Annotated in this window: 28 protein-coding genes and 1 tRNA gene; 11 read left to right on the top strand and 18 right to left on the bottom strand. The window is 34.6% G+C overall.

Annotated features, from left to right (window positions below; translation table 11 throughout):
- Positions 1-6 precede the first annotated feature (6 nt).
- From HQN85_RS03640 to fucP, 8 genes are read right to left on the bottom strand one after another with little or no spacing between them, the layout of a single operon-like run.
- Positions 7-1,119, bottom strand: a complete 1,113-nt coding sequence (locus tag HQN85_RS03640; protein ID WP_173268982.1) for a formylglycine-generating enzyme family protein — start codon at positions 1,117-1,119, stop codon at positions 7-9.
- Between the two features lie 44 nt (positions 1,120-1,163).
- Positions 1,164-1,946: an L-fucose dehydrogenase gene (locus HQN85_RS03635; RefSeq protein ID WP_173268981.1), complete on the bottom strand. Its 783-nt coding sequence runs from the start codon at positions 1,944-1,946 to the stop codon at positions 1,164-1,166.
- Position 1,947: 1 nt separating this feature from the next.
- On the bottom strand, positions 1,948-2,772 hold the full coding sequence (locus HQN85_RS03630; RefSeq protein WP_173268980.1) for an amidohydrolase family protein: 825 nt from the start codon (positions 2,770-2,772) through the stop codon (positions 1,948-1,950).
- Positions 2,772-3,101 (bottom strand): L-rhamnose mutarotase, encoded by a 330-nt coding sequence (locus HQN85_RS03625; RefSeq protein ID WP_173268979.1) that lies wholly within the window; start codon positions 3,099-3,101, stop codon positions 2,772-2,774. Before HQN85_RS03625 ends, HQN85_RS03630 begins: the two co-directional genes overlap by 1 nt.
- Positions 3,098-3,949: a fumarylacetoacetate hydrolase family protein gene (locus HQN85_RS03620; protein ID WP_173268978.1), complete on the bottom strand. Its 852-nt coding sequence runs from the start codon at positions 3,947-3,949 to the stop codon at positions 3,098-3,100. Before HQN85_RS03620 ends, HQN85_RS03625 begins: the two co-directional genes overlap by 4 nt.
- A 58-nt stretch (positions 3,950-4,007) precedes the next feature.
- On the bottom strand, positions 4,008-4,772 hold the full coding sequence (locus HQN85_RS03615; protein ID WP_173268977.1) for an SDR family NAD(P)-dependent oxidoreductase: 765 nt from the start codon (positions 4,770-4,772) through the stop codon (positions 4,008-4,010).
- Positions 4,773-4,796: 24 nt separating this feature from the next.
- Positions 4,797-6,437, bottom strand: a complete 1,641-nt coding sequence (locus HQN85_RS03610; RefSeq protein ID WP_173268976.1) for a UxaA family hydrolase — start codon at positions 6,435-6,437, stop codon at positions 4,797-4,799.
- A 4-nt stretch (positions 6,438-6,441) separates the two neighbouring features.
- Positions 6,442-7,719 (bottom strand): L-fucose:H+ symporter permease, encoded by a 1,278-nt coding sequence (fucP, locus tag HQN85_RS03605; protein WP_173268975.1) that lies wholly within the window; start codon positions 7,717-7,719, stop codon positions 6,442-6,444.
- A 439-nt stretch (positions 7,720-8,158) separates the two neighbouring features.
- Here fucP and HQN85_RS03600 point away from each other — a divergent pair.
- Together HQN85_RS03600 and HQN85_RS03595 are read left to right on the top strand one after the other, a co-directional pair.
- Positions 8,159-8,231: transfer RNA gene (locus tag HQN85_RS03600), tRNA-Lys, on the top strand.
- A 277-nt stretch (positions 8,232-8,508) separates the two neighbouring features.
- Complete coding sequence (locus HQN85_RS03595; protein ID WP_173268974.1) at positions 8,509-9,981, top strand: PAS domain S-box protein; 1,473 nt, start codon at positions 8,509-8,511, stop codon at positions 9,979-9,981.
- 42 nt (positions 9,982-10,023) lie between these two features.
- Here HQN85_RS03595 and HQN85_RS03590 read toward each other — a convergent pair whose 3' ends face one another.
- The 4 genes from HQN85_RS03590 to HQN85_RS03575 are packed head-to-tail and all read right to left on the bottom strand — an operon-like array spanning position 10,024 to position 14,997.
- The gene (locus tag HQN85_RS03590; protein WP_173268973.1) at positions 10,024-11,001 is read right to left on the bottom strand and encodes a PorP/SprF family type IX secretion system membrane protein; all 978 of its coding nucleotides are present in this window, start codon (positions 10,999-11,001) and stop codon (positions 10,024-10,026) included.
- Between the two features lies 1 nt (position 11,002).
- The gene (locus HQN85_RS03585; protein WP_173268972.1) at positions 11,003-11,929 is read right to left on the bottom strand and encodes a T9SS type B sorting domain-containing protein; all 927 of its coding nucleotides are present in this window, start codon (positions 11,927-11,929) and stop codon (positions 11,003-11,005) included.
- Between the two features lie 24 nt (positions 11,930-11,953).
- Positions 11,954-12,697 (bottom strand): hypothetical protein, encoded by a 744-nt coding sequence (locus HQN85_RS03580; protein WP_173268971.1) that lies wholly within the window; start codon positions 12,695-12,697, stop codon positions 11,954-11,956.
- Between the two features lie 20 nt (positions 12,698-12,717).
- Entirely contained in the window at positions 12,718-14,997 is a 2,280-nt protein-coding gene (locus tag HQN85_RS03575) for a DUF11 domain-containing protein (RefSeq protein WP_173268970.1), read from the bottom strand.
- A 482-nt stretch (positions 14,998-15,479) separates the two neighbouring features.
- On the opposite strand from HQN85_RS03575, the gene HQN85_RS03570 reads away from it, so the two are divergent.
- The 4 genes from HQN85_RS03570 to HQN85_RS03555 all read left to right on the top strand — a co-directional run bounded on the left by HQN85_RS03570 (position 15,480) and on the right by HQN85_RS03555 (position 17,448).
- Positions 15,480-15,800 carry an ArsR/SmtB family transcription factor gene (locus tag HQN85_RS03570; protein ID WP_173268969.1) on the top strand — a complete coding sequence of 107 codons (321 nt, stop codon included), beginning with the start codon at positions 15,480-15,482 and terminating at the stop codon, positions 15,798-15,800.
- Positions 15,797-16,294, top strand: coding sequence for an SRPBCC family protein (locus HQN85_RS03565; protein ID WP_173268968.1), 498 nt, complete (start codon positions 15,797-15,799; stop codon positions 16,292-16,294). Before HQN85_RS03570 ends, HQN85_RS03565 begins: the two co-directional genes overlap by 4 nt.
- A gap of 31 nt (positions 16,295-16,325) precedes the next feature.
- Complete coding sequence (locus HQN85_RS03560) at positions 16,326-16,820, top strand: SRPBCC family protein (protein WP_173268967.1); 495 nt, start codon at positions 16,326-16,328, stop codon at positions 16,818-16,820.
- Between the two features lie 211 nt (positions 16,821-17,031).
- Positions 17,032-17,448, top strand: coding sequence for a DUF1801 domain-containing protein (locus tag HQN85_RS03555; protein ID WP_173268966.1), 417 nt, complete (start codon positions 17,032-17,034; stop codon positions 17,446-17,448).
- Between the two features lie 60 nt (positions 17,449-17,508).
- Here the strand turns inward: HQN85_RS03555 and HQN85_RS03550 are convergent, their stop codons facing one another.
- A complete protein-coding gene (locus HQN85_RS03550) occupies positions 17,509-18,309 on the bottom strand; it encodes a DUF4382 domain-containing protein (RefSeq protein WP_173268965.1) in 801 nt (266 codons plus the stop codon).
- Positions 18,310-18,549: 240 nt separating this feature from the next.
- Between HQN85_RS03550 and HQN85_RS03545 the strand changes: the two genes are divergently transcribed.
- From HQN85_RS03545 to HQN85_RS03530, 4 genes are read left to right on the top strand one after another with little or no spacing between them, the layout of a single operon-like run.
- Positions 18,550-18,876, top strand: a complete 327-nt coding sequence (locus tag HQN85_RS03545) for a hypothetical protein (RefSeq protein ID WP_173268964.1) — start codon at positions 18,550-18,552, stop codon at positions 18,874-18,876.
- A 23-nt stretch (positions 18,877-18,899) separates the two neighbouring features.
- The gene (locus HQN85_RS03540; protein WP_173268963.1) at positions 18,900-19,739 is read left to right on the top strand and encodes a hypothetical protein; all 840 of its coding nucleotides are present in this window, start codon (positions 18,900-18,902) and stop codon (positions 19,737-19,739) included.
- A gap of 8 nt (positions 19,740-19,747) precedes the next feature.
- Positions 19,748-20,425, top strand: a complete 678-nt coding sequence (locus tag HQN85_RS03535; protein WP_173268962.1) for a response regulator transcription factor — start codon at positions 19,748-19,750, stop codon at positions 20,423-20,425.
- Positions 20,422-21,738: a sensor histidine kinase gene (locus HQN85_RS03530; RefSeq protein WP_173268961.1), complete on the top strand. Its 1,317-nt coding sequence runs from the start codon at positions 20,422-20,424 to the stop codon at positions 21,736-21,738. Before HQN85_RS03535 ends, HQN85_RS03530 begins: the two co-directional genes overlap by 4 nt.
- Before the next feature lie 63 nt (positions 21,739-21,801).
- Here the strand turns inward: HQN85_RS03530 and HQN85_RS03525 are convergent, their stop codons facing one another.
- The 4 genes from HQN85_RS03525 to HQN85_RS03515 form a co-directional block, all read right to left on the bottom strand.
- A complete protein-coding gene (locus HQN85_RS03525; protein WP_173268960.1) occupies positions 21,802-22,839 on the bottom strand; it encodes an NAD(P)-dependent alcohol dehydrogenase in 1,038 nt (345 codons plus the stop codon).
- Between the two features lie 456 nt (positions 22,840-23,295).
- Positions 23,296-23,685: an OsmC family protein gene (locus HQN85_RS03520; protein ID WP_173268959.1), complete on the bottom strand. Its 390-nt coding sequence runs from the start codon at positions 23,683-23,685 to the stop codon at positions 23,296-23,298.
- Between the two features lie 9 nt (positions 23,686-23,694).
- Positions 23,695-23,823 (bottom strand): hypothetical protein, encoded by a 129-nt coding sequence (locus HQN85_RS15800; protein ID WP_262888134.1) that lies wholly within the window; start codon positions 23,821-23,823, stop codon positions 23,695-23,697.
- A gap of 81 nt (positions 23,824-23,904) precedes the next feature.
- Positions 23,905-24,414, bottom strand: a complete 510-nt coding sequence (locus HQN85_RS03515; RefSeq protein WP_173268958.1) for a GNAT family N-acetyltransferase — start codon at positions 24,412-24,414, stop codon at positions 23,905-23,907.
- A gap of 72 nt (positions 24,415-24,486) precedes the next feature.
- On the opposite strand from HQN85_RS03515, the gene HQN85_RS03510 reads away from it, so the two are divergent.
- On the top strand, positions 24,487-24,846 hold the full coding sequence (locus HQN85_RS03510) for a hypothetical protein (protein ID WP_173268957.1): 360 nt from the start codon (positions 24,487-24,489) through the stop codon (positions 24,844-24,846).
- Positions 24,847-24,869: 23 nt separating this feature from the next.
- Here the strand turns inward: HQN85_RS03510 and HQN85_RS03505 are convergent, their stop codons facing one another.
- On the bottom strand, positions 24,870-26,267 hold the full coding sequence (locus HQN85_RS03505) for an arylsulfatase (protein ID WP_173268956.1): 1,398 nt from the start codon (positions 26,265-26,267) through the stop codon (positions 24,870-24,872).
- Positions 26,268-26,276: the final 9 nt, after the last annotated feature.

The following is a 26,276-nucleotide window of genomic DNA, read 5'->3' as shown; positions in this document are numbered from 1 at the left end:
TGTTTATTAATCTGCTACACATCTGAAACCTGTATGTTCCAATCCAGTATCTGCAGATGTTTTCATTCTAGAACTTACACGATAACCCTTACAATAAGTTGCATTACACATGAAAGAACCACCTCTAACTACTCTTTTCGGCACTAAAGGTTCCATTGGGTCATTACTTATTGTGGGGCCTGTTGGATTATGACTTATTTTGTTTTTCACACTTTCATAATAGTCATGGTCGTACCAATCGCCACACCATTCCCAAACATTTCCAGCCATATCAAATAAACCATATCCATTCGATTTGAATTGTTTAACAGCGGCTAATCTGTAAAAACCATCCCAATCTGTATTTTTATTAGGGAAATTTCCTTGCCAAGTATTCGCTTTTGGCTTACCTTTTTCAATATCCTCATTTCCCCATGGATAACTTACATCTTTTAAACCACCAAGAGCTGCATATTCCCATTCAGCCTCTGTTGGTAAACGTTTACCTGCCCATTTACAATAAGCCATCGCATCATTCCAAGAAACTTGAACAACTGGGTAGTTATCTTTTCCAATAATATTGCTTTTAGGACCTTGCGGATGTTTCCAATCTGCTCCTTTTTGCCAACTCCACCATTGTGAAGCATCGTTTAGATTAACTAGATGATTAGGCGGACTAAAAACTAAAGATGAAGCAACCAACACACTATCAGGAGGTTTTGGTGTACCTGGAGGAATTTGTTTTTTTATTTCTTCCCAATCTGGTTTGCGTTCGGCTGTTGTGATATATCCTGTTGCTTTAACGAATGCGCTAAATTGTGCATTAGTCACTTCTGTAATGTCTATCCAAAAACCATCCAATTCAACTTTATGCCTAGGTAATTCATCCGCTCGGCCTTGATTATCTGCCGATCCCATTAAAAACGAACCTCCTTTAATCCACACCATTCCTTTATGGTCTGCTTTTCCTTGTTTTATAGTTAAGCCTGTGGTAGTTTCTCCAAAACGTGATGGTAAATTGCTTTCACAAGATGCCATTTCACTTTTTACAGGAGTTTTTTCGTCTTTTTGAGTATTGCGCTGACAGGAAAAAAAACTTATCGTAAACAGGAATAAAATAGCATATAAACCTTTCGTCATTAGTTATTTAGTTAAAAAAGAAGAAAGATATTTCTCGAATAAACTTAAGATATCGCTCTGTCTAAATGTACATAACCACCATCTACATGAATTAGTTGACCAGTAGTATGGCTCGATTTGTCTGACAGTAAAAATACAACAGTTTGTGCAATTTCTTCAGGCATTGTCATTCTTTTTTCGAATGGTATTTTATCAGTGATGGTCTTTAATTTTTCCTCTGGATTATCAAATGTACTAATCCAAGTTTGATAAAGTGGTGTGAATGATTCGGCAACAATAACTGCATTTACGCGAATACCATAAGGCAATAATTCTACTGCCCACTCTCTTGTCAAAGCATTACGAGCGCCATTTGCTGCAGCATATGCTGATGTTCCACCCTGTCCAGTTTCTGCCGTTTTACTACCAATATTCACAATTACGCCTTTACTTTTCTTTAAAGAAGGTAAAGCGTAATGCGCCAACATATAATAATGGATTACATTTTTGTGTAATGATGCGATAAAATCGTCATAACTTCCATTTTCTAAACTCACACCATCATTTACACCGGCATTATTAATCAATCCATCAATTTTTCCGTATCTACTGATTACTGTTTCTATTACATGCTTGCTTGCCTCTGGTTTAGTTAATTCGGCTGTAACGAAATCAACTTGTTGCCCTAAAGCCTTAATTTCATTCGCTAATTTCAAATTATCATTTTCATTTCTGCCAATGATGATTGGTAAAGCACCTTCTGCTGCTAAAAGTTTAACAATAGCAGCTCCAATTCCTTTAGCAGCACCAGTAACAATAATTATTTTATGAGTTAGATTTAAGTTCATTTCAATTGATATTATAGAATTTCACAGCATTATCGTTAAAAATAGCTTGTTGATCTGCTGCTGTAAAATCTTTCGTATATTTTTTTATTAGGCTAATCCAATTTGTATAGTTTGAAGCTAATAATAACACAGGCCAATCGCTTCCGAATATAATACGTTCTGTTCCAAAGCTTTCAAAAATCACATCTAGACAATTAAATATGGTTTTTTCATCCCAATTTACCCAATCGCATTCGGTTAATAATCCAGATAGTTTACAAAATACATGTTTTTGTTGTGCAATTAAACGGATATTTTTTGCCCAATCTTCCATCTCTCTATTTTTAAGATCTGGCTTAGCACAATGATCAATTACAAAAGATTGATTTTCCGTTCTGTTTAAAAATTCAATTACTTCTGGTAGCTGAGCATGTTGAACTAGAATATCGTAAGTGTAATTGTAGTGTCTTAAGGTATTAATTCCTTGAATAAAATCATGTTGTAAAAGAAAGCCTGCCGGTTCTGCTTGTACAATATGACGCCAACCTTTAATTAAGGGTTGTTTTGCATATTTTTCTAGCTGTTCATCCAAGTTTGGGCTTTTTAAATCTATCCAACCCACAATCCCCTTAATAAAAGAATACTGGTGTGCTAAGTTTAGTAAAAACTCAGTTTCAGTTATTGATTGATCTGCTTGAACCGCTATACACCCATCCACTTGATTGGCTTTTAATTCATCTATCAGTTTATTCGGTAAATAGTCTTGACGTAAAACTGCCATTTCATTTGTAATCCAAGAATCTCTTATAGGATCAAATTTCCAGAAATGCACATGAGAATCAATCATTATAAACTGAAAATTTTATTCATTAAAATCCATTTTTCACCAGGTTTTGCGAATGGTAACGCTTGTTGGTATTTCCACATTAAGGTTTCCCATTCTTGTACTTTTGGATTAGCTAAATCGGAGATATTTTTTTGCTCAAAGCTAAATATATCATTCACTTCCATAATCATAAATAGTCTATTACCAGCACGATAAATATCTAATACTTCAATTCCAGAATCAGTAATGCTCTTTAAAATTTCTGGCCAAACTGCTGCATGGTACTCCTCGTACTTAGCAATTAATTCCTCATCATTTACTAAATCTAAAGCAAAACAATGTCTTTTCATACGGTATACGCTTTGGCGATTTGCTTGCTAGTTCCTAAGCCATCAATTCCTAATTCAACAACATCACCTGGTTTAAGGTACCAAGGTTCTGGTTTTTGGCCTAAACCAACACCAGCAGGAGTTCCAGTAGTAATTACATCTCCTGGTAATAAAGTCATAAATTGGCTAATGTAATGCACAATAAAAGGAACATTAAAAATTAAATTAGCAGTTGTGCCATCTTGTAATTTCTTGCCATTTACGGTTAACCATAAATTTAATTGATGTACATCAGCTATTTCGTCTTTTGTAGCAATGTATGGACCTAAAGGTGCAAAAGTATCGCAACCTTTACCTTTTGCCCATTGCCCATTGCGTTCTAACTGAAATTCTCTTTCACTGTAATCGTTATGTAGGCAATATCCAGCTATATAATCATATGCATCTTCCTCTTCTACATAACTTGCTTTCTTGCCAATTATAATGGCTAATTCTACTTCCCAATCTGTTTTTTTACTTCCTTTTGGGATAATTAAATCATCATTTGGTCCTACAATGGCAGTTGTAGATTTAAAAAATAAAATAGGTTCTGTAGGAATGGGCGCATTGGTTTCTTTGGCATGATCTAAATAATTTAAACCTACACAAAGTAATTTTGATGGCCTAGCTAATGGAGAGCCTAAACGTACATTTGAGTCTACTTTTTTAAGGCTTGCACCTGATATTTCTTTTTCCAGCTTTTCAATTCCACCATTACTAAAAAAATCCTCATTATAATCTGTTACTAAATCTGATACATCAAAGTATTCATTGTTAATGATTACACCTGGTTTTTCTTTCCCAATTTCTCCAAATCTGATTAATTTCATATTCTTTTATTAGTTTTTATTAGCCATCAAAAGGCATTTGTATTCTTCTATAACTGATTTAGTTGTTCAATGTTGTAAAACCTCCGTCTATCGCATAATCTAATCCTGTAATAAAGGAAGCCTCATCACTGCATAAATATAAAGCCAAATAACCAATTTCTTCTGGTTTTGCCATACGACCAATTGGTTGAGATTTAGATAATTTATCGAACATTTCTGCCTTATTATCTGCGTAGTTTTTATCCAGAAAACCATCCACAAAAGGCGTATGTACACGTGCTGGAGAAATTGAATTACATCTGATATTTTCTGTAAGATAATCTTTAGCGACACTCATTGTCATTGCTTTTACTGCACCTTTAGCTGTACTGTACGCAAAGCGATCGGCTAAACCAACTAACGCTGCTATTGATGCCATATTTAAGATTACTCCTCCACTGCTTTTGCGTAATTGCGGAATAGCAGCATGAATGCAATTATAAACACCTTTTACATTCACATTCATTACGCGATCAAAATCTTCTTCTGCTGTTGTATCAGCTTTCCCAATATGAGCAATTCCGGCGTTGTTCACTAAAACATGGATAGCACCTATTTGCTGGAAAACTGCTTCAGTTTCTGCTTGATTGGCCACGTTACAACTATACGCAAAAGCTGTGTTACCAGCTGCTTTAATTTCTGTTACTGTTTTTTCAGCGTTTTCTGCACTTAATTCTAAAATATGTACTTCTGCTCCATTATTGGCTAATGCAAGTGCAATTGCTTTTCCAATTCCACTACCACCACCTGTAATTACTGCTTTTTTATGTTGAAATGAAAACATGTATTTAAAAATTATTATTAATGATTATAGACTTACTCCTCTTTTCCAAGGGATGAAATCATCTTGATTTAACTGCACGGCTTTAGGAATTTCTTCTCCACTGGCAACACTGATGCAATAGTTTAATATATCTTCGCCCATTTCTGCAATGGTTTTATCTCCTGAAATTATTGCACCAGCATCAATATCGATGATATCTTTCATTCTTTGCGCTAAACCTGTATTTGTAGCTACTTTAATGGTTGGGCAAACAGGATTTCCTGTTGGTGTACCTAAACCTGTAGTAAACAAAATTAAAGTTGCACCTGCTGCCGCTTTTCCAGTGGTTGCTTCAACATCATTACCTGGAGTGCATACTAAGCTCAATCCAGCTTTAGTGGCAGGTTCTGTATAATCTAAAACATCAGTTACTGGTGCTGAGCCTGCTTTACGTGCTGCACCAGCAGATTTAATAGCATCAGTAATTAAGCCATCTTTAATATTTCCTGGAGAGGGATTCATGTGAAATCCTGAACCGACTTGATGAGCTAATGCATTATATTCAGTCATTAAGCGAATAAATTTACGAGCTGATCCTTCATTCTCGCAGCGATCTATCATTTCTTGCTCCACACCACATAATTCCGGAAACTCTGCCAACAGTACTTTTCCACCAAGTGCCACTAGTAAATCGGCACAATAACCAACAGCTGGATTTGCAGAAATCCCGCTAAAACCATCACTACCACCACATTTTACACCTAAGCATAATTTGCTTAATGGTGCTTGTTTTCGTTCAATTTTATTAATACCAATTAATCCTTTAAAGGTTTCCTGTATAGCATCTTTAATTAATTGTTCTTCACTTTTTGCACCTTGTTGCTCAAAAACTAATAAGGGCTTATCGAATGATGGATTGCGTTTTTTAAGTTCTGAGATAAAATCACTCACTTGTAAATGCTGACAACCTAAACTCAATACGGTAACACCTGCAACATTTGGGTGGTCGGCATAAGCAGCTAATAGTTTGCTTAACGTTTCTGCATCTTGTCTGGTACCGCCACAACCACCACTATGATTTAAGAATTTAATTCCATCTACATTGGAAAACAAACGATTGCGTGTATTTTCCTGACTAGGGAGCAATAATTCTTCATCAACATTTGCCCCATTTTGATAGGCTTTAATTAATTGCTGAGTATATGACTTATACTTATCGCTAATTGCATAACCAAGTTCAGCATAAAGCGCTTCTTTAATCATATCTAAGTTTCTGTTTTCACAAAAAACTGTTGGAATAAACAGCCAATAGTTAGCTGTTCCTACTTCTCCATTACTACGGTGGTAGCCTAAAAAACTCCGATTAGCAAATTGATTAACATCTGGTGCATGCCAATCGTAGTTTGTATTTCTGTATGTAAAAGGTTCGGCAGCGTGATGTGTATTGATCGTACTCATTCGACTTCCTTTTAAAACCTCACTTTGAGTTTTTCCTACTAGCACACCATACATAATCACTTCTTCTCCCGCATTCATTGTTTGCATAAAAAATTTATGCTTAGCAGGAATATCTTCTTGAAGGATGAAATCTTCTTGTTCGAAATGAATGATATCGCCTTTAACTAAATCGTTTAATGCGACTAAAACGTTATCATTTTTATGAATTTTTAATACTCGGTGTTTCATTTTATTAATTAACTGTAGCTTTTGGTAATCCGTTTTTTGCCGTATTTCTATTATTTATACCAAAAATCAGTATAACGATAAAACAAACTAGGGGTACTAAATAACCATATTGAATATTTTGAGTGGCATCAGAAATTAAACCTAAAATTGGAGGTAAAGCTGCACCCCCAACAATTGCCATTACAATTAGGGATGAACCAATTTTAGTATTATGCCCCAATCCCTCTATTCCGATAGAGAAGATTGTAGGGAACATAATGCTCATAAAAAACGCAATTCCTATTAATGTATAAACTACCACTATACCCGTTGCGAAAATGGCTATGGCAGTTAATATTGAACAAATGACAGCATAGATAATTAGTAATTTTCTTGGGTTGATATAACGCATTAAGAATGTTCCAAAAAATCTACCTAACATAAATGCTAAACCAAATATGCCCAAATATGTTGTAGAGCTGCCTTCGCTTAAACCGGCAGCATGCGTGCTCATTTTGATAAAAAAGCTACCAACACAAACTTGTGCACCAACATAAAAAAATTGAGCAATTATCCCCCATCTTAGCTTTATAGATTTAAATGCGCTAGCAAAACTTGCCGCACCGCTCTCTCCTTCTTCTTCGTGTTTAATATCTGGCAGTTTGGTGAAGAAAAATATAATGGCCACTATAAATATGATAATACCTAATACTAAGTATGGTCCTTTTACACTTGCTGCTTCATTACTTAAGTAGGCATTTAATTGTTCTGGAGACATGGCTTGTTGCTGTGCTGCTGTTAATTCCTTACCAGAAAGTATCATTTTACCAATATAGTTTGGTGCAACAAAAGCAGCTAATCCGTTAAAAGATTGAGAGAAATTAATACGTTGAGTAGCAGTTTCTGGTGGACCTAATACAGTTACATAAGGGTTTGCCGCAGTTTCTAAGAAGGTTAAGCCACAGGCAATGATAAATAAAGCACCTAAAAAGAAAACATATTGTAAGGTGTTTGCTGCAGGTACAAAAAGTATTGAACCAGTTCCAAAAAGTAGTAATCCAATTAATATACCAGATTTATAGCCATACTTACGCATAATAAATCCAGCTGGTAATGCCATTACGAAATATGCAATAAAGACAGAAGAATCTACTAATGATGATTCTAGATCGTTTAATAAAAAAGCTTTACGTAAATGTGGAATTAAAATTGGATCAAGGTTATGTACAAAGCCCCAAAAGAAAAATAGACTGGTTACTAAAATGAGCGGGAAAAGATACTTGTTGCCCTTGATTTGGTTCATATTTAAGGTTTAGTTTGGTTTGGTTTGTACAAAGGAAAATTAAGTAATTAAAAATATCCTCTGCTACACAAATAAAAGCATTCCAAAAAGTACATCATTCAAACATATTGTCTAAATAGTAAGCGATATTGGACACCTAACCTTCAATTCATTTAAAAATTGATAATTAAATTAAATTTTAAAGAAAAGTACATCAACCTTTGCTTTGCCCTAATAAAAATAAGAGAAAGAAGATTAAACAGTTTATTTTAACTAGATTATTACATTATTTTCCATCAAAAAAAGCAGTATCACTTACCATTTTAACTAATAGTTTACAATTAATTCACTTATAAATCAGTAATGTACGTGTTCAGTTAAAAAAAATCTTGCATTAAAAACATTAGAAGCATATATTTGCACCACTTTAAAACAAACGCTTCGGCGCTAATTCAAAGTAGATTCCGTAGCTCAGCTGGTAGAGCATTACACTTTTAATGTAGTGGTCCTGGGTTCGAATCCCAGCGGGATCACACCAAAGACAATAAAGTTTACAGAACCCTGCAATCTAACGATTAGCAGGGTTTTTGCTTTTTAGGGATTTCAGACAATTATTAATATTTATCATAATCTAGTTTTAAGTAGTTATTTCGCTTTCTTAGAAACAATGGATAAATATTATTGTTAATGATGTGATTACGAGTAACCCTTAGTTTATAATGTACAATATATTACGGAGATTGAAATCCGACTAATCCAAATTGTAGCGGTAGTTCGTATATAAAATAACATTATAGTATTATTTACGGAATGAATAATTCTGAACAACTAAGAGTCGATACAGTAAATAAATTTTTAAAACTTGATTTCAACAAATCAGAGTTTCAAGATATCGTAGAATTAGCAGCTAAATTATGTGAAAAACCTGTTGCACTGATTACGTTATTGGATGAAAAATCAAATTGGCTAAAGGTAAGGTTTGGAACTGATATTGAAGTAATGCCTAGACAAACCTCATTTTGCCAATTTGGTATACAACAGGATGAACTTTTAATTATACCTGACGCAACAAAGGATAAACGTTTTAAAAATAACCCATTGGTACAGGGTGACCCACATTTGAAATTTTATGCAGGTGTACCCTTATCTGTAGGTCAAGGTATAAACATTGGAACGCTTTGTCTTTTCGATCAAAAAGCAAATAAGCTTACCGATGTTCAACAAAAAACGTTATCTATTCTTGCTAGGCAGGTTACTTTCAACATCGAAATGCAAATGAATAGCATCCAACTTCAAAGACAGATAGAGGAAACGGAAGCTAAAAATAATTCTTTAACAAAGATAGCTCAACTGCAGTCGCACCAAATTAGGCAACCCTTAACTACAATTATGGGATTGATAAGCCTAGTAAAAAACAATTATACGGCTGTAAATGAAGAATGGTTAACTATGCTGGAAAGAGCAACGAATGATTTCGATAAAACTATTGTTGAAATAGTTGCAGAAACAATGTGCGGTAAAGACCTTCGAGCTATAAGATTCAACAAAATGGTTGAAGAAATTGATGATTATGCCATATTGCTCCTTGATCACGAAGGAAATATCGAAAATTGGAACAAGGGAGCAGAAAAGATAAAAGGTTATAAATCTTCAGAAGTAGTTGGAAGAAACTTTAGCATCTTCTATACTGATGAAGACAAAAAAAATGGCAAACCGAGGCGCTTAATTACAAGAGCTGCCAAATTGGGCGTAGCACATGATGAAGGCTGGCGATTACGAATGGACGGCACAAAATTTTGGGGCTCAATAATTATTACTGCTATTCACGACGAAACTAGAAAGGTAATAGGCTTTACAAAAGTTACAAGAGACCTTACCGAAATAAAAGCAGCGCAGGATAAACTAAAAGCTTCTGTAGAAATGCACGATTTAATAACTGAGCAAATGGGAAAGCTCGCAAGAATTGGTGGCTGGGAGTTTGACCTTATGAAGGATTCGCTGTCATGGACTGATATAACTCGTCAAATACATGGAGTGGATGAAAATTATATTCCTCAACTAGATAGCGCTATCAATTTCTACAAAGAGGGTATTAGCAGATTACAAATAAGTAACGCTATGAAACAAGCTGTTGAGGAAGGAATGCCTTGGGACTTAAAGTTGCAGATGATAACCTTTCAGGGTAAGGAAATCCATGTTCACGCAATAGGAAGATCAAATTATAAAGATGGAGTTTGTACTAAAGTCTATGGCACTTTTCAAGAAATAACTGATAACTCCTGAAATAGTCATGCTGACGATTAATGTTTTCCTGTTAATTAAATATTAGAAATAACAGAAATTTAATTGCCTTTCTTTTATGGTGTAAAAATTCCAGCCCAAAGAAATCTCATGAGATGAACCCGCATAACCTGCCAAATTGCTCGTACTAAAATCGTAAGAATAGCCTAATCTTAAACGTTGGCTAATAAATATTTCACTCATCGCGATAAGTGCATTTTTATTATTGATTTCTCCTTTTAAAGCAGGCTTGTCATAGAGTTTAATTCCAGTTCTATACCCCATACCTAACCAAACAGTTTGTTTAAAAAGAAAAAAAGCATTTATATCCAGTACTGTTGGTCCTTTGATATCATCTTTAATTAAAAAGAAAGGCTTAAAGTCTATCACAAATTCTTCTACCGGAATTAATACCCCTCCTGTTAAATAAAAATGTGGTCTTGGTGTTGGAAAGTTATAATCTAAAGATTTTTTGTCTAATATATATTTCCCTATTAAATTGTTAACTGATGCACCAATATACATTTTGGGCGTTGAAAAAAATACACCAGCATGCATGTCTGGAAATATCTGTTTTACAGTACCACTTGGAATATAATTATCACCAAAATCTCTTGGGTTTAACATATTACCGTTTAAACTTGATTGCATTACACCTATTCCTAAACCGAAGGCTAGTTTTGATGTTCCCTCTTCATTAATTGGAAAACGATATGCGTAATTAGCAAATGCATTTATGCTTTTTTGAGCTCCCAATTGTTCTGCGCTCATAGTCAACGACAATCCAACATGTTCATTAGGCATTATAGCATCTGCAGCAAAGGAAAAACTTTTTGGTGCACCCTCAATGCCAGTCCATTGATTTCTATAAGTCGCATTAAGATTTACACGTTCTCGATATCCAGCATAGGCTGGATTAATATAAATGCCATTGAAAATATATTGACTATACTGCGCATCCTGTTGGGCAAAGCACGGGACTGCTAAACACCACAATAAAATAAACTTAGTAAACTTCCACATGTCAATCCTTTATTAATGTAATCCAACCGGTTGTACTTCTTTCACTTCCATTTTTTTCTTTAATCTTCAATAAATAATAATAAGTGCCTTCATTAAGACCATTGCCATTCCAATCATTTTTATACGGGCCATTGCTTCTATAAACTTCATTACCCCATCTGTTAAAAATAAATAAGGTATGATTTGGGTGAAGCTCCAATCCATCTATCTTGAAAACATCATTTCTACCATCACCATTAGGTGTAATTACATTTGGCACTACTACATCGCCAATAATTTCTTTTATATCTGTAGCCATATTGTTAGCCAAATTTGGATCTGGTTCAATAGCAGTTACACTAGCTGTATTTACTACAGTTCCTGCTTTAATTGCAGTTGTGTTTAGTGATAAAACTAATTTTTGCTTATTGGCCAGTGTAGGAATTCTCCAAGTAATCACCTGATCAGCTACCGTAACATTACCTATTTGCTCACCTATGGTACCAATAAATTTTAAGTTACTTGGTAGTTTATCTATTACTTCTATTCCTGTTGCATCAATAATTCCATTGTTTTGTACTGAAATTTGATACTCAAAAGCTTCACCTGGGCCAACATATCTTTTTTCAGAGATTTTGCTAACCTCCAGATCTGCATATTCAATTATTAACAAAAAACCATCCGATAAATCTGATTTACAGCCTTCTGCACTTATAGAAATTACTTGGTATAAACCGGCTACACTTGCAGTATATGCTGCTCCACTAGCATTGGCTATAGGTTTCCCATCTCGATACCATTGGTATGAGTAAAGCCCTGTCTGATCTCTTACTGCAAATTTTACCGAAGAACCCAAACGAATTCTAACAACATTAGGAATTGTTTGTGCAAATGCAAAATTAGTCAGTAGAAAGAAGAACGCCAGTAATATATGCCGTTTAATGTTCAACCTAGTGTGCTATAAATCCGAAAATTATTGGATTACAATAGTTGGTTTAACTGGTTTAGGTGTTACAGTTACTGTTTGTGTAGCAGTGGCTGAAACTTCACATCCTTTACCATCACCTGATTTTAGCACACCGGTATTACCAGAGGCTATCACATATTTCACTGTAGCATTAAATACATAAGTTCCCGCAGTAGTAGCAGTTAACGTAAATTTGTTTGCAGCTGTCTTAGAACCGTCTTCCGTACCAATTCCAGAAAGAGGTGTTACATTAGTCCCATCTTTTGTGGCCGACCAAGTATATACATATTCTATACCTGCAGGTAGGGCTTCTGCTGGTGTAGTAGTAGCAGTAATTATAGAACTTAAAGTTGCATCATCACCGCAATAAGCAGTTTTATTTGTTGTTAAAGCAAGTGCCTTACTCGGAAGCTGATAAACCTGAAAAGGATCAGATAGATCACCCCAACATCCTGCAGCAGATAATATTCTACTCGTATAATTATGTACACCAGCACTCAAATTATTTGGTGTAACATAGTTGGTTTGATTGGCCGTTCCATTAAAAGTTATCACATCTACCTGCGTACCCTCTAAATACCAGAAAACTTTATCTCCATTTGACAAAGTACTTTCTTCCGGAGTATGCAGTGTCGCTGTTCCGCCATCACATAAATAAACTGGATAGTAAGTTTGAGCCTTGCTCTTTGCATTTACACATAAGATGATGATAAATGCCGCTACGATTGATTTAATAAATGTTGCTTTCACTTTTTTTAGATGTTTGTTTATTAATTGTTTAATTGAATATGTGCTTTTGTAGGTAATGCATTAGTTTTAATGATTACATTAGTTTGTGTTCTTTTGGTGTTCTGTGTTTTGATATAAAATAGTTGAATACCAGTGGATGATACGCTGCCACTTATGGTTCTATTTCCAGCCGCGTCTTGCGAGCTTAATGCTGTAGGAAGAGCTGAGTTTTCAAATTGTGTTCCATCAGGAGATAAAGGATACCCAATCGGGATAATATTTATTCCCTGACACACCTCCTGGCCATTAACCGTATTATATTTAATATTATTACACAAACCAACTCCAGTTGTAGCTCCATTTAGGCATTCCTCATCAGCATCAACAGGGCCTGCAACATTATTTCCAGTAGCATCTGGATCAGATAGGTCAGCATGTCTTAATATACTTGCCTTCATATTACTAAAGATTTGATTATAACTTCCTGTAAAGGTTGCTTCAATAATGATATCAATAGCACCTTGATTGGGTAGATCAAGTAAAGCTGTATAGCTTTGTGTACTCTTAACGGCATTGTTTAATACCACTCCGGTGCTAAGATTTGCAGTATTTACAGAACTAATGGCCAAACCTGATGGTAAAGTAATTGCTAAAGGCGATCCATTGGCGGAAGAAGGCCCATCGTTTTGAACCTTAATCGTATAAGTAATGGTATGGTCAGAAAAATATTTTGATAAGTCTGGATTAATCGATTCTATTTTTAAGTCAGCTTGTTGAATTTCGATGTTGACCAATTGCGCTGTTTTATCGCTTTCAATATAAGCCCAGGTATCCATAGAACGTTCATCGCCAAATTGATTGTTGTTAGCATAAGCACCAAACTTGTGTCCATTTGAATTACTGTGTTCTCCAGCTAAATTGGTTACCGGACTAGAACTATTACTTCCAGCCACGCCTGCATTGCTAATATTAATATCGTCCCAATAAACCAAATCATTATATTCGGAAGGATTTGTATTTAAAGGATTTACGGTATAGCTTGTATTGTTCTCTATTAATTCGATGATAATCCCTCTAGGATTGATCTCCATATCGATATAAGGGAAGTGCACTTCTGCCGACCGTAGAAAAGTCTGTACCATTGGTGTAATCGGCCCTGGTGGAACTAGATTTCCATTACCGTCTTTAACATCCCAAAATATTTCATTATAACCCTGAACAGCAGAACCATTAATTACACGACTAGCACTGTTTGTTATTGGAATGGTGATTTGATAACTACCAGCTGCGGAAGCGGTAAATGTAATTTTAGCTCCTTTATAGCTAACTTTTCCATCGGTACCCTCAACACCTGTAAATTTCAAATCGGTAATAATTGGCAATACGGCATTCTTTTTTAGCCAAGTAGTTTGATTTGCTGCAGTTACAAAGGCTGTTCCTGTTGCTGGTAAATCTGCATTTGGTTTATTATAGAAAATTTTATGTGTTTTATTTAATGCATCATCAAGAGTTCTTGGATCGTGAAGTCCAGCTAGAGCAGCTTGCGTAGATGCATTTAAACTTTTGTAAGTGGCTACCCCATTTACCGCAAAACCATTATTATTAGAAAAAAAAGTAAAAGCATATCCATTGTTACCATTGGTTTGAATGCGGTATGCTCTTCCATCTTCTGTAAGGACGTAATTTGTTACGTAAAATCCTTTAGCACTATTGGTAAAATTATCTTTAATACCAAGATTCAATACATTAGTGTAAACACGTCCTGTTAACCAAGTCGTACCAGACATGTTTCTTATCGATACATCCCATGCTGCAATATAATTTTTATCTGTACCTGTTGGTTGAGTCCAGTTGGCATTAGCCAGAACATCTGGAGCTGTGATGTCATTACTATTGCCGCTTCCTACTGGCGCTAAAAATTCTACTTTCCAAACTCCTTCTTGTGCTGTAGTAACAGTAATACTTATTGGTGTATAACCCACACCTGGCCCAGACAATTCTGCCGCCCTGTTTGGAATTAGACCTACTCCAGCATTTACGTTATAAGTAACAGCAACTCCATCTGGCGAGGTTACGATAATACGACCACCATTTACACCAATAGCACTCGATGCTACAGCTATAGTTTCATTAGCTTTAGCATAAACAAAATGAGCACCTCTGGTTTTAAATGGAAACCTATCTGTATAATTGATATTATCAGTGTTTGCATATAAAAATGCTCTATTACCTTGTGCACCTGATGGATATAAATCTTTACTACCTTCTGCAAAAGTGTTTTTGTAAAAAAAAGAAAGAAAAAAGAAGACTATACTAAACAACGAAAGCTGTAAAGCCAGTACTGAATGCTTTATTTTTTTTAGAAACTTAAGGCAATGCATATATCAAAAAGAGTATGCACCGCTAGAGCGTGATTGTCCTAAACCAAACATAAAAAGGTAACGTTGTGAGTGTGTTATTTTCTTATGGCTAAAATAGGAACAATATTTGTATAGGGTAATAATATCTACAAATTGTGGAAAAAATAATTTACTAATTCTTAAAATCGTAGATTAAATTTCCCAATATTACTCTTATCGCTTGTCATTTAATACTTTACAACTTTTAGCGAGCTTGATTAAGCTATTCGTATTCCTACTGAATTGTTAATATCTCCTTTGTATATCTTTTATTTATTTCTATTTCGGCTTTACCCCCTATTCTTCTATTAAATAAAAAATAATATTTAAAAATATTTGCGAAACCGAAAAGTTGCATATATATTTGCAACCGATTAGTTTCTTAACTTAATAATTAAGCTCAGATGAGAAGAGATATATTTCAAGCAATTGCAGATCCGACACGACGGGCAATTATTGCTTTAATAGCTTTACAAGCAATGACACCTAATGCCATTGCCGAAAATTTTCATACCACCCGACAGGCTGTATCTAAACATCTACGTATACTCACAGAATGCGATCTTGTAAAACAAGAATATCAGGGTAGAGAAATTTACTACACGCTTGAAATTGAAAAAATGAAAGAAATAGATAAATGGCTAGAACAATACCGAAAAATTTGGGAAAGCCGATTTAACCAATTAGACAATGTATTATCAACACTTAAAAAACAAAAAAAATGAGCACAACATTATTTTTCGACTTTACTATCGATAAACAAAACAATACCATTAATATCAAGCGTGAGTTTGCTGCCGACCGTTCAATTGTTTGGGACTATTACACGAAGTCTGAACTTCTTGATCAGTGGTGGATGCCCTCTCCATGGAAATCAAGAACAAAAAGCATGGATTTTCGTGAAGGAGGCAAATGGCATTATGCAGCCGTTGGACCAAATGGTGAAGAGCATTGGTCGATTACCAGTTATTTGAAAATTGAACCTCAACATCTGTTTATTGCCAACGATGCTTTTGGTGATGCCGATGGAAACATCAATCCGCAAATGCCGCAATCAAAATGGACTATGAATTTTAGCGACATGGAAAAGAATACGCTTGTACATGGCATAATGGAGTTTTCGGACTTTGCTCAGCTAGAGCAAACCATCGCTATGGGCTTTAAAGATGGGCTTACAATGGCTATGAAAAACCTAGATGCTATTTTAGCAAAGCATTAAATCCAATTTCACTAAACTAAAAACATAAAAAATGAACAACTTATTATTCGATTTTACCGTTGATAAGGCACAAAAAACGGTATTTGTAAACAGAGAATTTGCAGCAGATCTTTCATTGGTATGGGATGCTTTTACTAAACAAGAAATCCTTGATCAGTGGTGGGCACCTAAACCTTGGGGTTCTAAAACTAAAGTAATGGATTTTAAACTTGGCGGACGAAGATTTTACGCAATGGTTAGTCCTGAAGGAGCTGAGCATTGGTCACTTCAACAGTATACTTCCATCAGCCCAAAAACGAATTTTAAATATTTAAACTCTTTTGCAGATAAAGATGAAAATCCAGAATTACCAGGTTCGGATTGGGATCTTAGTTTTAGTGAAGAAAATGGCAAAACAAAAGTGAGCATTGTGATTAAAAATGATTCACTAGAACGCATGGAAAAAATGATTGAAATGGGCTTCCAAGGTGGATTTACCATGACATTGAATTACCTAGACGAATTATTAGCTACATTATCTAAATAATGATTTACGTTTTCAAAACTATAGTCAAAACAAAAAGTCAGGTTAAGAAGCTGAGTCCGCTTATTAATCAAATAGTTCCAAGCGACAAATGGAATTTCGATCTTGAAGATTGCGATAAGATTTTAAGAATAGACTCTGAAGAAAATATAGTTTTGAAAATAAAAGATTTGCTAAATATACATAAATTTAACTGTGAAGAATTAGAATAACTATGAACGTACAAGATCAAATCGATGCGTATATCGCTAGTCATCCAGAACCAAAACGTGCTGAAATGCAAGAGTTGCACAATTCCATACTTGAGGTAATGCCTGATAGTAAATTATGGTTTTTAGATGGAAGAAACAGTGAAAATAAGGTTGTTTCTAATCCTAATATCGGATATGGACTTAGAACTATCACCTATGCTGATGGTAAAACAAAAGAGTTTTATCAAATTGGATTAAGTGCAAACACTAGTGGCATCTCTGTTTACATTTTAGGTATAGATGATAAAACATATTTAGCCAAAACCTATGCAGAAAAGCTAGGGAAAGCTAGTGTGACAGGGTATTGCATTAAGTTTAAAAAACTAAAAGATATAGATATAGCTGTACTTAAAGGAGCGATACGAAATGAGACAGCGTAAACAATTAGATTTATAAAAAAAAGCCTGATGAAATTTCATCAGGCTTTTTTATGTTAATTTTTATTGTTGTTTAAGCTGAATTGTACCTACAGCTGTGTTTTGTCCAAGAGAGACAGCAACATTAGTAATTGTACTATCTCTATAACCAGCAACTGGCGCAAATTTTACCGAATAATTTCCAGAAGCAAGACCGCCAACAGTAAATTTACCAGTCAACGCATCAGCAACTGTACCAACAGTATCAGTACCTTTTATTACTAAAATTTCTGGATGACTAGCTAATGGCAAAACAGTTCCCGATATTAAACCTGAAGTTGCTGCAGTAACACCTCTCACTACAGGTTTTAGGAGATATTTACCATTACCAGTTGAGACAATAGATTTGGCTGCATCAAAATCAAGTAACAAAGTATAAGCCACTCCTGGTTGAAGATCTGGATTAGCTGTTAATTTAACTTTCCAACCTGATGATTGACCACTTGGCGTGGTTAAGGCTTGCTCTACCCCACCTACCACAATTGTATTTCCAGAATCGTTTAGCACAAGTCTAACCTCAGTAATTTCTCCGCTTGGCATTTCGCCATCCGCCACTAAAAGGTCAGGATTACTTGTTCCCATTCTGAAATTAAGGATATTAAAAACTCCCGTATTCACTGCAAAGACATACGGTTTTGCATCAGAGACCAATACAATTTCTTTAACACTTAAGTTAATCTTATCAAAATTTCCAGGTGCATCAGTCATTCGTATTTGCACTTTGGTAGTTCCGCTTGCAGATTGGCCATCTTTCTTACAGCCAATAAATGTAGCTATACTACCCAAGCTAAATACTAGGGCAATATAAATTAATTGTTTTTTCATAATTGTAGCTTTAGTTAATAATTGTTTAATGAGACAAATCTGGTTACCGAACATGAAAACAGCATGAAATTTCAAATATATTTTCATCTATTTTGAGTCTGATCAAAGCCATCTTGATATGCACAGCATGTTTTTTAAAAGAATTAGCGTTGATCGTAATTTTTCATCTAAATTTCATTTTGCTGATCGATATTTACATCATCATCCAATTGTTGGTTTAAACTTCTTTATATTTATACCATGCGTTTAACAGCTCACATTATTTTAGGTGTTTGTTTATTGTTAGGATTATCTGCAAAAGCATCATTTTTGCCAAGAAAAAATGCATTTACAAATACGAAGAGCTATTTCGTTATTGTAAATGATACTATTCTTATTCAAAAACAAGACGATAAAAAAGAAAATGGTAAGGAACAGACCAATACAAAAAAGCAAGTAAATAAAGGTATTGAGCCAGAGATTAAACAAGTACCTCAAGCAAGAAGGCAGCCTAAACCTACTATAATCAAACCTATAGTTAAGGTAAAACCGATAAAAATTGTGCGTCCAAAAATAAAAAAACCATAATAAGTGAATACTTAATTCCAATTATGAAGAAACTAATTTATGCGATCGCTTTTTGCTTATGCATCTTTAAAGCAAATGCACAACAAGACACCTTAAATAAAACAACCCTTACTTTAGCCGCATTATATAATAGTAATGTGAGTTATTATGGACAAGCTACCACAGAAAAATTACCTTATGTACTGGTTAATACAACATTACGCCTCCCACTAGGAATATATTTTTCGGCTGGTTCTTATAAATTGTTAAATTATGGACCAATAGTATCTGAAACAGATTTAGGGATAGGATATGATTATGATTTCAGCACTAAACTAACTGCAGGAATTGGCTATACACACTCTTTTTTTCCTACAAATTCACAATTATTACGAGCATCTAATGAGAACAACTTAAACTTGTCGGTAAATTATGAATGGCCATGGTTTAAAAGTTCTCTCAGTACAGATTATGCTTTCGGAAAAGAGCAAGATGTATTTGTAAGTCTAACAAATTCAAAAGAAATCAGTTTATGGAGTTTATTTAAGGATAAAGGCCAAATTTCAATAGAACCAGCGTTTGAACTCTCAACAGGTACCAGACATTTTATTGAAACCTATCTTGTACAAAAAGAGAAACATGCCAACAATGGCAAAGCGCCTAATTCTCCAGGTAACTCTGGTCAAAACACGAGTACAACCGTTACTATTGCTAATACAGACTTTCAAGTCCTATCTTATAATTTCAAGTTACCCCTAACTTTTAGTCGTGCCAATTATATGGCCGAAGCTAGTGCTCAATTTTCAATTTTGGGCAAACATAATGAAGCAGAGCTGAAAAGTCAGCAGGCATTTTTTGGTTTAGCATTCTATTATCAATTTTAAACAAAGCCATGAAAGTTTTAATTATTGAGGATGAAAAAACATTAGCTTATGAAGTTGCAGCATTCTTAAGAAAAGCCTTTTACGTATGTGATATGGCCCATACCTTTAAAGATGCTTTAGAGATGCTTGGAATTAATCAGTACGATTTCATTTTAATAGATTTAGGATTACCTGATGGTGATGGCTTAAAAATCGTGGAGCAAACAAAAAAGACCAATCCAGAGGCAGCTTGTATTATTTTAACAGCAAGAGGGAATCTGGAAGACAAAGTGATTGGACTAGATCTTGGAGCGGATGATTACCTTGCAAAACCTTTTTATTTGCTAGAACTTCAATCTAGAATGCAAGCTGTGGCAAGGCGGAAATTTAATATTACTGAAGATTTGCTCACTCTAGGTGAATTTAATATAGATCTACAAAAAAGATTAGTCATTCACCCACAGGCAAAAATTGAACTTTCTAAAAAAGAATTTGATCTGTTAAGTTATCTATTGCTAAATAAAAATAGAGTACTTACCCGTATACAATTGAGTGAACACATTTGGGGAACTTTTGCCGATGATGATTACGATTCTAATTATATAGATGCCCACATAAAAAACATAAGGAAGAAATTAAATGTTTTTGGTACAACAGATTGGCTTGAAACCGTTAGAGGTGTTGGCTATAGAATTAAGAATAAATGAAATTATCTACCAAACTAATTCTATTTATTACAGGATCAAAATTTGCCGTAGTTCTCTTGTTCGTACTGTGTTTACCTTTTTTAGTACAAAAGATTGCTTCCGAATACACAAACTATTCATTACGTGAACAGCAGAAGAAAGTAATTAAAAATGTAGAAAAAAATGGAGTAGATTATTACCTACAGGGAGAAAAGAATTTTGGAAGTTATACAATGCTCAAGGAAGAATATATTTCTATAGAGCAATCCCAATTCTATAATCATATAGATACCATTAAAAATGCTCAACGTGTATTTGCAGATAACGATACCCTTAACTACAGAATTTTAAGCTATACTTTTATAAATGGAAATCGTCCGTACTTATTAGAAATTGGCAAAGCAACTTCAAGTATCAACCAGTACAATAAGCCCCTTCAACGTTTTGCATTATATATTTTAATAGCATTAATTGCTTTAACCGTGGTTATTGATTTAGTATTTACACGGATATTGATTAAACCACTTGCAAAGATCATTAGTACAAAACTACTTCACCGTAAATTTCCCTTTCGTAAACAACTAGAGAAAGTAAAAACGAGCACTACCGATTTTAATTATTTAGATGAATCATTGATTTCTTTAATGAATAAGGTTAATGAAGCTTTTGTAAAAGAAAAGGAATTTACAGCAAATGCATCTCATGAGCTAATGACACCCATAAGCATTCTCCAGAGTAAAATGGAAAACTTAATGGCCGACGAACCCATGAGTGAAGAGGTAACCTTTAGGATTATGGGAATGATGAAAACGCTTGATCGGCTTAAAAAAATTTCTAGTTCTTTGTTATTGATATCAAGAATTGAAAATGAACAGTTCATTAAAAATAACACCGTAAAACCATTACAATTAATACAAGAGATTGTTGAAGAAATTGGTCATAGGCTGCGTACACAAAACATAAGCATTGAAATAAATATTTCTTCATCAGCTATGCTAAAAAATGTGAATTACGATTTACTTTTTCAGCTTTTCTATAACTTAATTAATAATGCTATAAAGTTTAATGTACCTAACGGAAGCATTTTCATTTCCGATAAAGAACTGGAAAACAAATGCTACGAAATTGAAATAAGAGATACTGGCATAGGCATAGCGAAAGATCAAATCCCATTCGTTTTTGATCGTTTTAGCAGAACAAATGCTACAGAAACTACGGGTCATGGTTTAGGACTAGCTATTGTAAAATCAATAGCCATTTACCATCAATTAGAAATTAATGTTGAGTCTGAAATGAATAAAGGAACAACCTTTAGGGTAGTATTTCCTTACTAAACTTAATCCCCAAAAAAAAGCCACAGTTTATTTGAACTGTGGCTTTTTAATTATTAAAATATCTTAAAGTGTTTTAATGTCGATTACAAATCTATAACGAACATCGCCTTTAATCATTCTTTCGTAAGAAGCTGTGATATCTTTAATATCGATTAATTCAATATCTGATACAATATTGTGTTCAGCACAGAAGTCAAGCATTTCTTGAGTTTCTTTAATTCCACCAATGCCAGAACCTGCTAAGCTTTTTCTACCACCAATAAGTGAAAACGGGTGAATTGCATATGGTGCTGGAACACCTACTACGATATGTGTTCCATTTGTTCTTAATAAGGAAAGATACATATTCATATCATGATCTGCTGAAACAGTATCTAAAATGAAATCGAACGAACCTTTCACTGCTTTTAGTTGTGCAGGATCTGTTGTAACTACAAAATTGTGTGCACCTAATGCTTTTGCAGCCTCTTCTTTATTTGGTGAAGTACTTAAAACAGTTACTTCTGCACCAAATGCTACGCCGAATTTAACTGCCATGTGACCTAAACCACCTAAACCTAATACGGCTAACTTATGCCTCTTACCTACTTTCCAATGTCTTAATGGCGAATAAGTGGTAATACCCGCACATAATAAAGGAGCAGTTGCAGCTAATGGTAATTTGTCTGAAATGTGCAATACAAATTCTTCACGAACAACGATGTTATTAGAATAACCACCATATGTTGGTACACCATCTCTACCTTTATTGTTATAAGTTTGGGTATTTCCTTCTAGGCAATATTGCTCTAAATCTGCTTCACAGTTTTCACATACTTGGCATGAATCTACCATACAGCCTACCCCTGCTAATTCATCTACTTTGAAGTTTTTAACGTGATCGCCAACTTTAACTATTTTGCCTACAATCTCATGACCTGGCACCATTGGAAAAATCCCTGGAAACCAATCGTTTTTAATTTGATGAAGATCGCTATGGCACACTCCGCAGTATAAAATTTCTATTTGAACATCGTGAGGTCCTACCTCTCTACGTTCGAAATTCCATGGAGCTAAATCTGTTTCAGCGGTTTGCGCTGCATATCCTTTTGATTGAATCATATATTTTAGTTTTAGTGTATACGAAAATAGGTTAATGATATGATTGGAAATAGAGTTGACAGCACTTTTACTAAATGATTACAATTAGTTTGATCCTATTGAACCACATAGAAACATAGGGAACATAGTTATAACTAAAACTATGTGTCTATGTGGTAAAATTATCCTTTAGCTTATTCGATAGATTAAAACTATTTGCCAATGTGTTTGAGCCACATAGAAACATAGGGAACATAGTTGTTTTCATGACATGTCAGTCTGAGCTTGTCGAAGACTTGTTTGTGATATCCTTCGACAAGCTCAGGATGACAAGTAGTAAACCACATAGAAACATAGGGAACATAGTTGTCATGACATGTCAGTCTGAGCTTGTCGAAGACTTGTTTGTGATATCCTTAGACAAGCTCAGGATGACAATAGGAGTTATTAAAACTATGTACCTATGTGATAAAAAACCTAGATCAAAACTGTATCAACAACAATAGTATGTGTGAGTATTTTGTGAATCGGACAAGCATTTGCAACGTTTAATAATCGCGTTCTTTGTGCATCATCCAAATCGCCAACCAATTCTATTTGTCGAATAAATTTCGTTTGTCCTTCTTCTTCAACAAGTTCTACGTTTACATTTATCTTTTCTATCTCCCATGTTTTCCGCTCTGCGTACATACGCACAGTTGCACAAGTACATGCTCCTAATGATGATGCTAACAATTCTTTAGGGGAAAAACCTTTGTCTTGCCCTCCTTTTTCAAGAGGTTCATCAGCAATAACTACATTACCCGTGGGCGATTTAATTTCTATTTTGTAAGGCTCGGTTCCAATACTTGCTTTTATGGCTATCATATTGAAATATTAATGTGCGTTATCTCTTGTATCCGCTTTTCTGATAAACGTAAGGTAAAATGTTGTAGCAAAAATGATTACGCAAACTGCTGCCAAGGTAATTAGCAATATAGTTCCTTCTGTTGATTGTGGTCCCATGATTTATAATTTTTCTTTAAAGTTAATTAATTATTTGTAGCCAGAACGCAGTTAATTTATCGAAAATGAAAGATGGTTATTTTATTTAAAACTCAACCTCTTTTCATAACAATAAAATCTTAAACCTGGTCTAAAGCTAAGTCCTACTTCACCAGCAAAAATATAGCCTAATTTTGGAAATAACTTTTGTGTGGCTTCATTTTTCGTATTGGTATCTATACGTAATATTGGAATTTGACGAGCAATTGCATTTTTTTCTGCTTGTTGCAATAAGGCAACTGCAACTCCTTTTCCTTGAAATTGAGGATTTACTGCCAATCGATGTGTCACGATTGCAGTTTCATTAATATCCCAACCTACTTGTGCATATTCAAGTTCTTGGTCTGTAGTGATCGCGGCAATACCTGCAATAGACCCATCAATTTCAGCTACCCATAGTTGATGAAAACTAATATCCTTTTCAAAAACAGCCTCATTTGGATAGGCATTATCCCATTGTAGGTTACCTGATGCAATCATTAAGGGAACAACCGCTTTTACCACCTGCATTACTTCTGGTATGTCTTTTATAGTTGCTTCTCTAATTATCATATAGCGGTAAATGTACAAAAACAGATCAAAAAGATGATTTAAACCCTATTTTTTTATTACTTTGAATGATTTATGCTAGAAATTACCATGTTTTTCAGCGACAATGGATCATTGTTTATCTACAATGATGTGATGCTTATCAGCAATAGTGCAATGCTTATAAACAATAGCTTAATGCTTGCCAGCAATGGCGTAATGCTTGCCAACAATAACTTAATGCTTACCAGCACCAGCTTAATGCTTACCAGCACCAGCTTAATGCTTATCAGCACCGGCTTAATGCTTACCAACAATGGCGTAATGCTTATCAGCACCGGCTTAATGCTTACCAACAATAAATTAATGCTTACCAGCAATGGCGTAATGCTTACCAACAATGCTTCATTGTTCATCAACAAAAGTCCAATGTTCATTAACAAAAGCTCAAAATAGCTAAGAATTGATCTTATGTAGTTTTACTTCGTTGTAAAAGGGAAATTCTTATGCTCTATATGTGAGCTTACTAAAATTGCTTTCATTTTTTTAACGATGTCAGGATATTTACCAGCAACATCAGTAGTCTCTTTTGGGTCTGCAGTTAAATTGTATAGTGCAATTGGAGTATTTGGATTCTTCTTCACATTTTCTTTTATCGCTTTCCATTTACCCATTCTTGCTGCTTGTCTTCCCCCATCTTCATGAAACTCCCAGTATAAAAATTCATGTTGATTTTGCTTTCCTTTATTTAACAAGGTTGGTAAAATTGAAATACCATCTGTAGTTTTTAATTTTTGTGCACCAGTAAGCTCCATAAAGGTTGGCATGAAATCCCAAAAGGCTCCAATATGATCTGATATTTGAGGTTTAATTTTGCCCGGCCAACTTACAATAAGTGGCTCTCTAATTCCACCTTCTGTCAATTTCCTTTTAATTCCTTTAAAACCCCCACTACTGTTAAAGAAATCTGGGTCATTTCCTCCTTCCTTATGCGGGCCATTATCACTTGTAAAAACGATCAATGTATTTTTATATAAACCCAACTTTTTTAACTGTTGTACTACCTCACCTACATAATTATCTAGTTTGGTAACCATTGCAGCATAAGCAGCATTTGGATATGCTTGTGGCTGATAATTCTCTCCATTCCAATCCATTTTAATGTTTTTGGGCTGCTCATTGAATTTCTTTTTATAGTATTCAAATGTTTGATCACCTACTGGAAGTTGCAAGGCTGCATGAGGTAAAGTATAAGCTAAATACATAAAAAATGGTTTAGACTTATTATTTTCCATAAAAGTAATGGCCTGTTTTTGGATTAGCTCTGGGGCATAGACTTCTAAGTTGGATAAAGTGTTTGACAGATTTACCCTAGTTAAGTTATCCCATAAATGATCTGGAAAGAAGTTATGAGATTGTCGTTGACAATTGTAACCGTAGAACTGATCTACTCCTTGCTTAACTGGATCTCCTTCAGAACCTGGATATCCCAAACCCCATTTACCAAAGACACCTGTTTTATAACCAGTGGTTTTAAACATTTCTGGCATCGTAAAAGTTGAATCAGGTAAAGGCAATTGTCCTTCTGGCTCAATCTCATAATTACCTCTAATTGGTGTATGTCCAGTGTGCAAGCCTGTCATTAAAGATGCTCTCGAAGGTGCACAAACAGAAGTTCCAGCATAAAATTGAGTAAAGCGCATTCCACTTTTAGCCAACTGATCAATATTTGGCGTTTCTATAAGCTTTTGACCATAAATCCCTAAATCGCCATACCCCATATCATCTGCTAAAATGAATATCACATTTGGTTTTTGTTGAGCTTTTAATCCAACCGTTAGCGCAATCAAAAAACAAGTCAATATGTATTTTTTCATATCAGTACT

Source organism: Pedobacter boryungensis (genome assembly GCF_013204825.1).
GTDB classification, from domain to species: Bacteria; Bacteroidota; Bacteroidia; order Sphingobacteriales; family Sphingobacteriaceae; genus Pedobacter; species Pedobacter boryungensis.
Note: the sequence above shows the minus strand (reverse complement) of the source record. Positions and strands in the feature narration are given on the sequence as shown.

Bases quoted from the DNA above. Each gene is read 5' to 3' on its own strand.
- HQN85_RS03540 (WP_173268963.1), top strand. From the start codon at position 18,900: ATGAAGAAACTAATTTATGCGATCGCTTTTTGCTTATGCATCTTTAAA.
- HQN85_RS03590 (WP_173268973.1), bottom strand. From the start codon at position 11,001: ATGTGGAAGTTTACTAAGTTTATTTTATTGTGGTGTTTAGCAGTCCCG.
- HQN85_RS03570 (WP_173268969.1), top strand. From the start codon at position 15,480: ATGAGAAGAGATATATTTCAAGCAATTGCAGATCCGACACGACGGGCA.
- HQN85_RS03620 (WP_173268978.1), bottom strand. From the start codon at position 3,949: ATGAAATTAATCAGATTTGGAGAAATTGGGAAAGAAAAACCAGGTGTA.
- HQN85_RS03615 (WP_173268977.1), bottom strand. From the start codon at position 4,772: ATGTTTTCATTTCAACATAAAAAAGCAGTAATTACAGGTGGTGGTAGT.
- HQN85_RS03555 (WP_173268966.1), top strand. From the start codon at position 17,032: ATGAACGTACAAGATCAAATCGATGCGTATATCGCTAGTCATCCAGAA.
- HQN85_RS03610 (WP_173268976.1), bottom strand. From the start codon at position 6,437: ATGAAACACCGAGTATTAAAAATTCATAAAAATGATAACGTTTTAGTC.
- HQN85_RS03635 (WP_173268981.1), bottom strand. From the start codon at position 1,946: ATGAACTTAAATCTAACTCATAAAATAATTATTGTTACTGGTGCTGCT.
- HQN85_RS03630 (WP_173268980.1), bottom strand. From the start codon at position 2,772: ATGATTGATTCTCATGTGCATTTCTGGAAATTTGATCCTATAAGAGAT.
- HQN85_RS03595 (WP_173268974.1), top strand. From the start codon at position 8,509: ATGAATAATTCTGAACAACTAAGAGTCGATACAGTAAATAAATTTTTA.
- HQN85_RS03535 (WP_173268962.1), top strand. From the start codon at position 19,748: ATGAAAGTTTTAATTATTGAGGATGAAAAAACATTAGCTTATGAAGTT.
- HQN85_RS03505 (WP_173268956.1), bottom strand. From the start codon at position 26,267: ATGAAAAAATACATATTGACTTGTTTTTTGATTGCGCTAACGGTTGGA.
- HQN85_RS03525 (WP_173268960.1), bottom strand. From the start codon at position 22,839: ATGATTCAATCAAAAGGATATGCAGCGCAAACCGCTGAAACAGATTTA.
- HQN85_RS03560 (WP_173268967.1), top strand. From the start codon at position 16,326: ATGAACAACTTATTATTCGATTTTACCGTTGATAAGGCACAAAAAACG.
- HQN85_RS03520 (WP_173268959.1), bottom strand. From the start codon at position 23,685: ATGATAGCCATAAAAGCAAGTATTGGAACCGAGCCTTACAAAATAGAA.
- HQN85_RS15800 (WP_262888134.1), bottom strand. From the start codon at position 23,823: ATGGGACCACAATCAACAGAAGGAACTATATTGCTAATTACCTTGGCA.
- HQN85_RS03565 (WP_173268968.1), top strand. From the start codon at position 15,797: ATGAGCACAACATTATTTTTCGACTTTACTATCGATAAACAAAACAAT.
- HQN85_RS03515 (WP_173268958.1), bottom strand. From the start codon at position 24,414: ATGATAATTAGAGAAGCAACTATAAAAGACATACCAGAAGTAATGCAG.
- fucP (WP_173268975.1), bottom strand. From the start codon at position 7,719: ATGAACCAAATCAAGGGCAACAAGTATCTTTTCCCGCTCATTTTAGTA.
- HQN85_RS03550 (WP_173268965.1), bottom strand. From the start codon at position 18,309: ATGAAAAAACAATTAATTTATATTGCCCTAGTATTTAGCTTGGGTAGT.
- HQN85_RS03510 (WP_173268957.1), top strand. From the start codon at position 24,487: ATGCTAGAAATTACCATGTTTTTCAGCGACAATGGATCATTGTTTATC.
- HQN85_RS03530 (WP_173268961.1), top strand. From the start codon at position 20,422: ATGAAATTATCTACCAAACTAATTCTATTTATTACAGGATCAAAATTT.
- HQN85_RS03545 (WP_173268964.1), top strand. From the start codon at position 18,550: ATGCGTTTAACAGCTCACATTATTTTAGGTGTTTGTTTATTGTTAGGA.
- HQN85_RS03625 (WP_173268979.1), bottom strand. From the start codon at position 3,101: ATGAAAAGACATTGTTTTGCTTTAGATTTAGTAAATGATGAGGAATTA.
- HQN85_RS03640 (WP_173268982.1), bottom strand. From the start codon at position 1,119: ATGACGAAAGGTTTATATGCTATTTTATTCCTGTTTACGATAAGTTTT.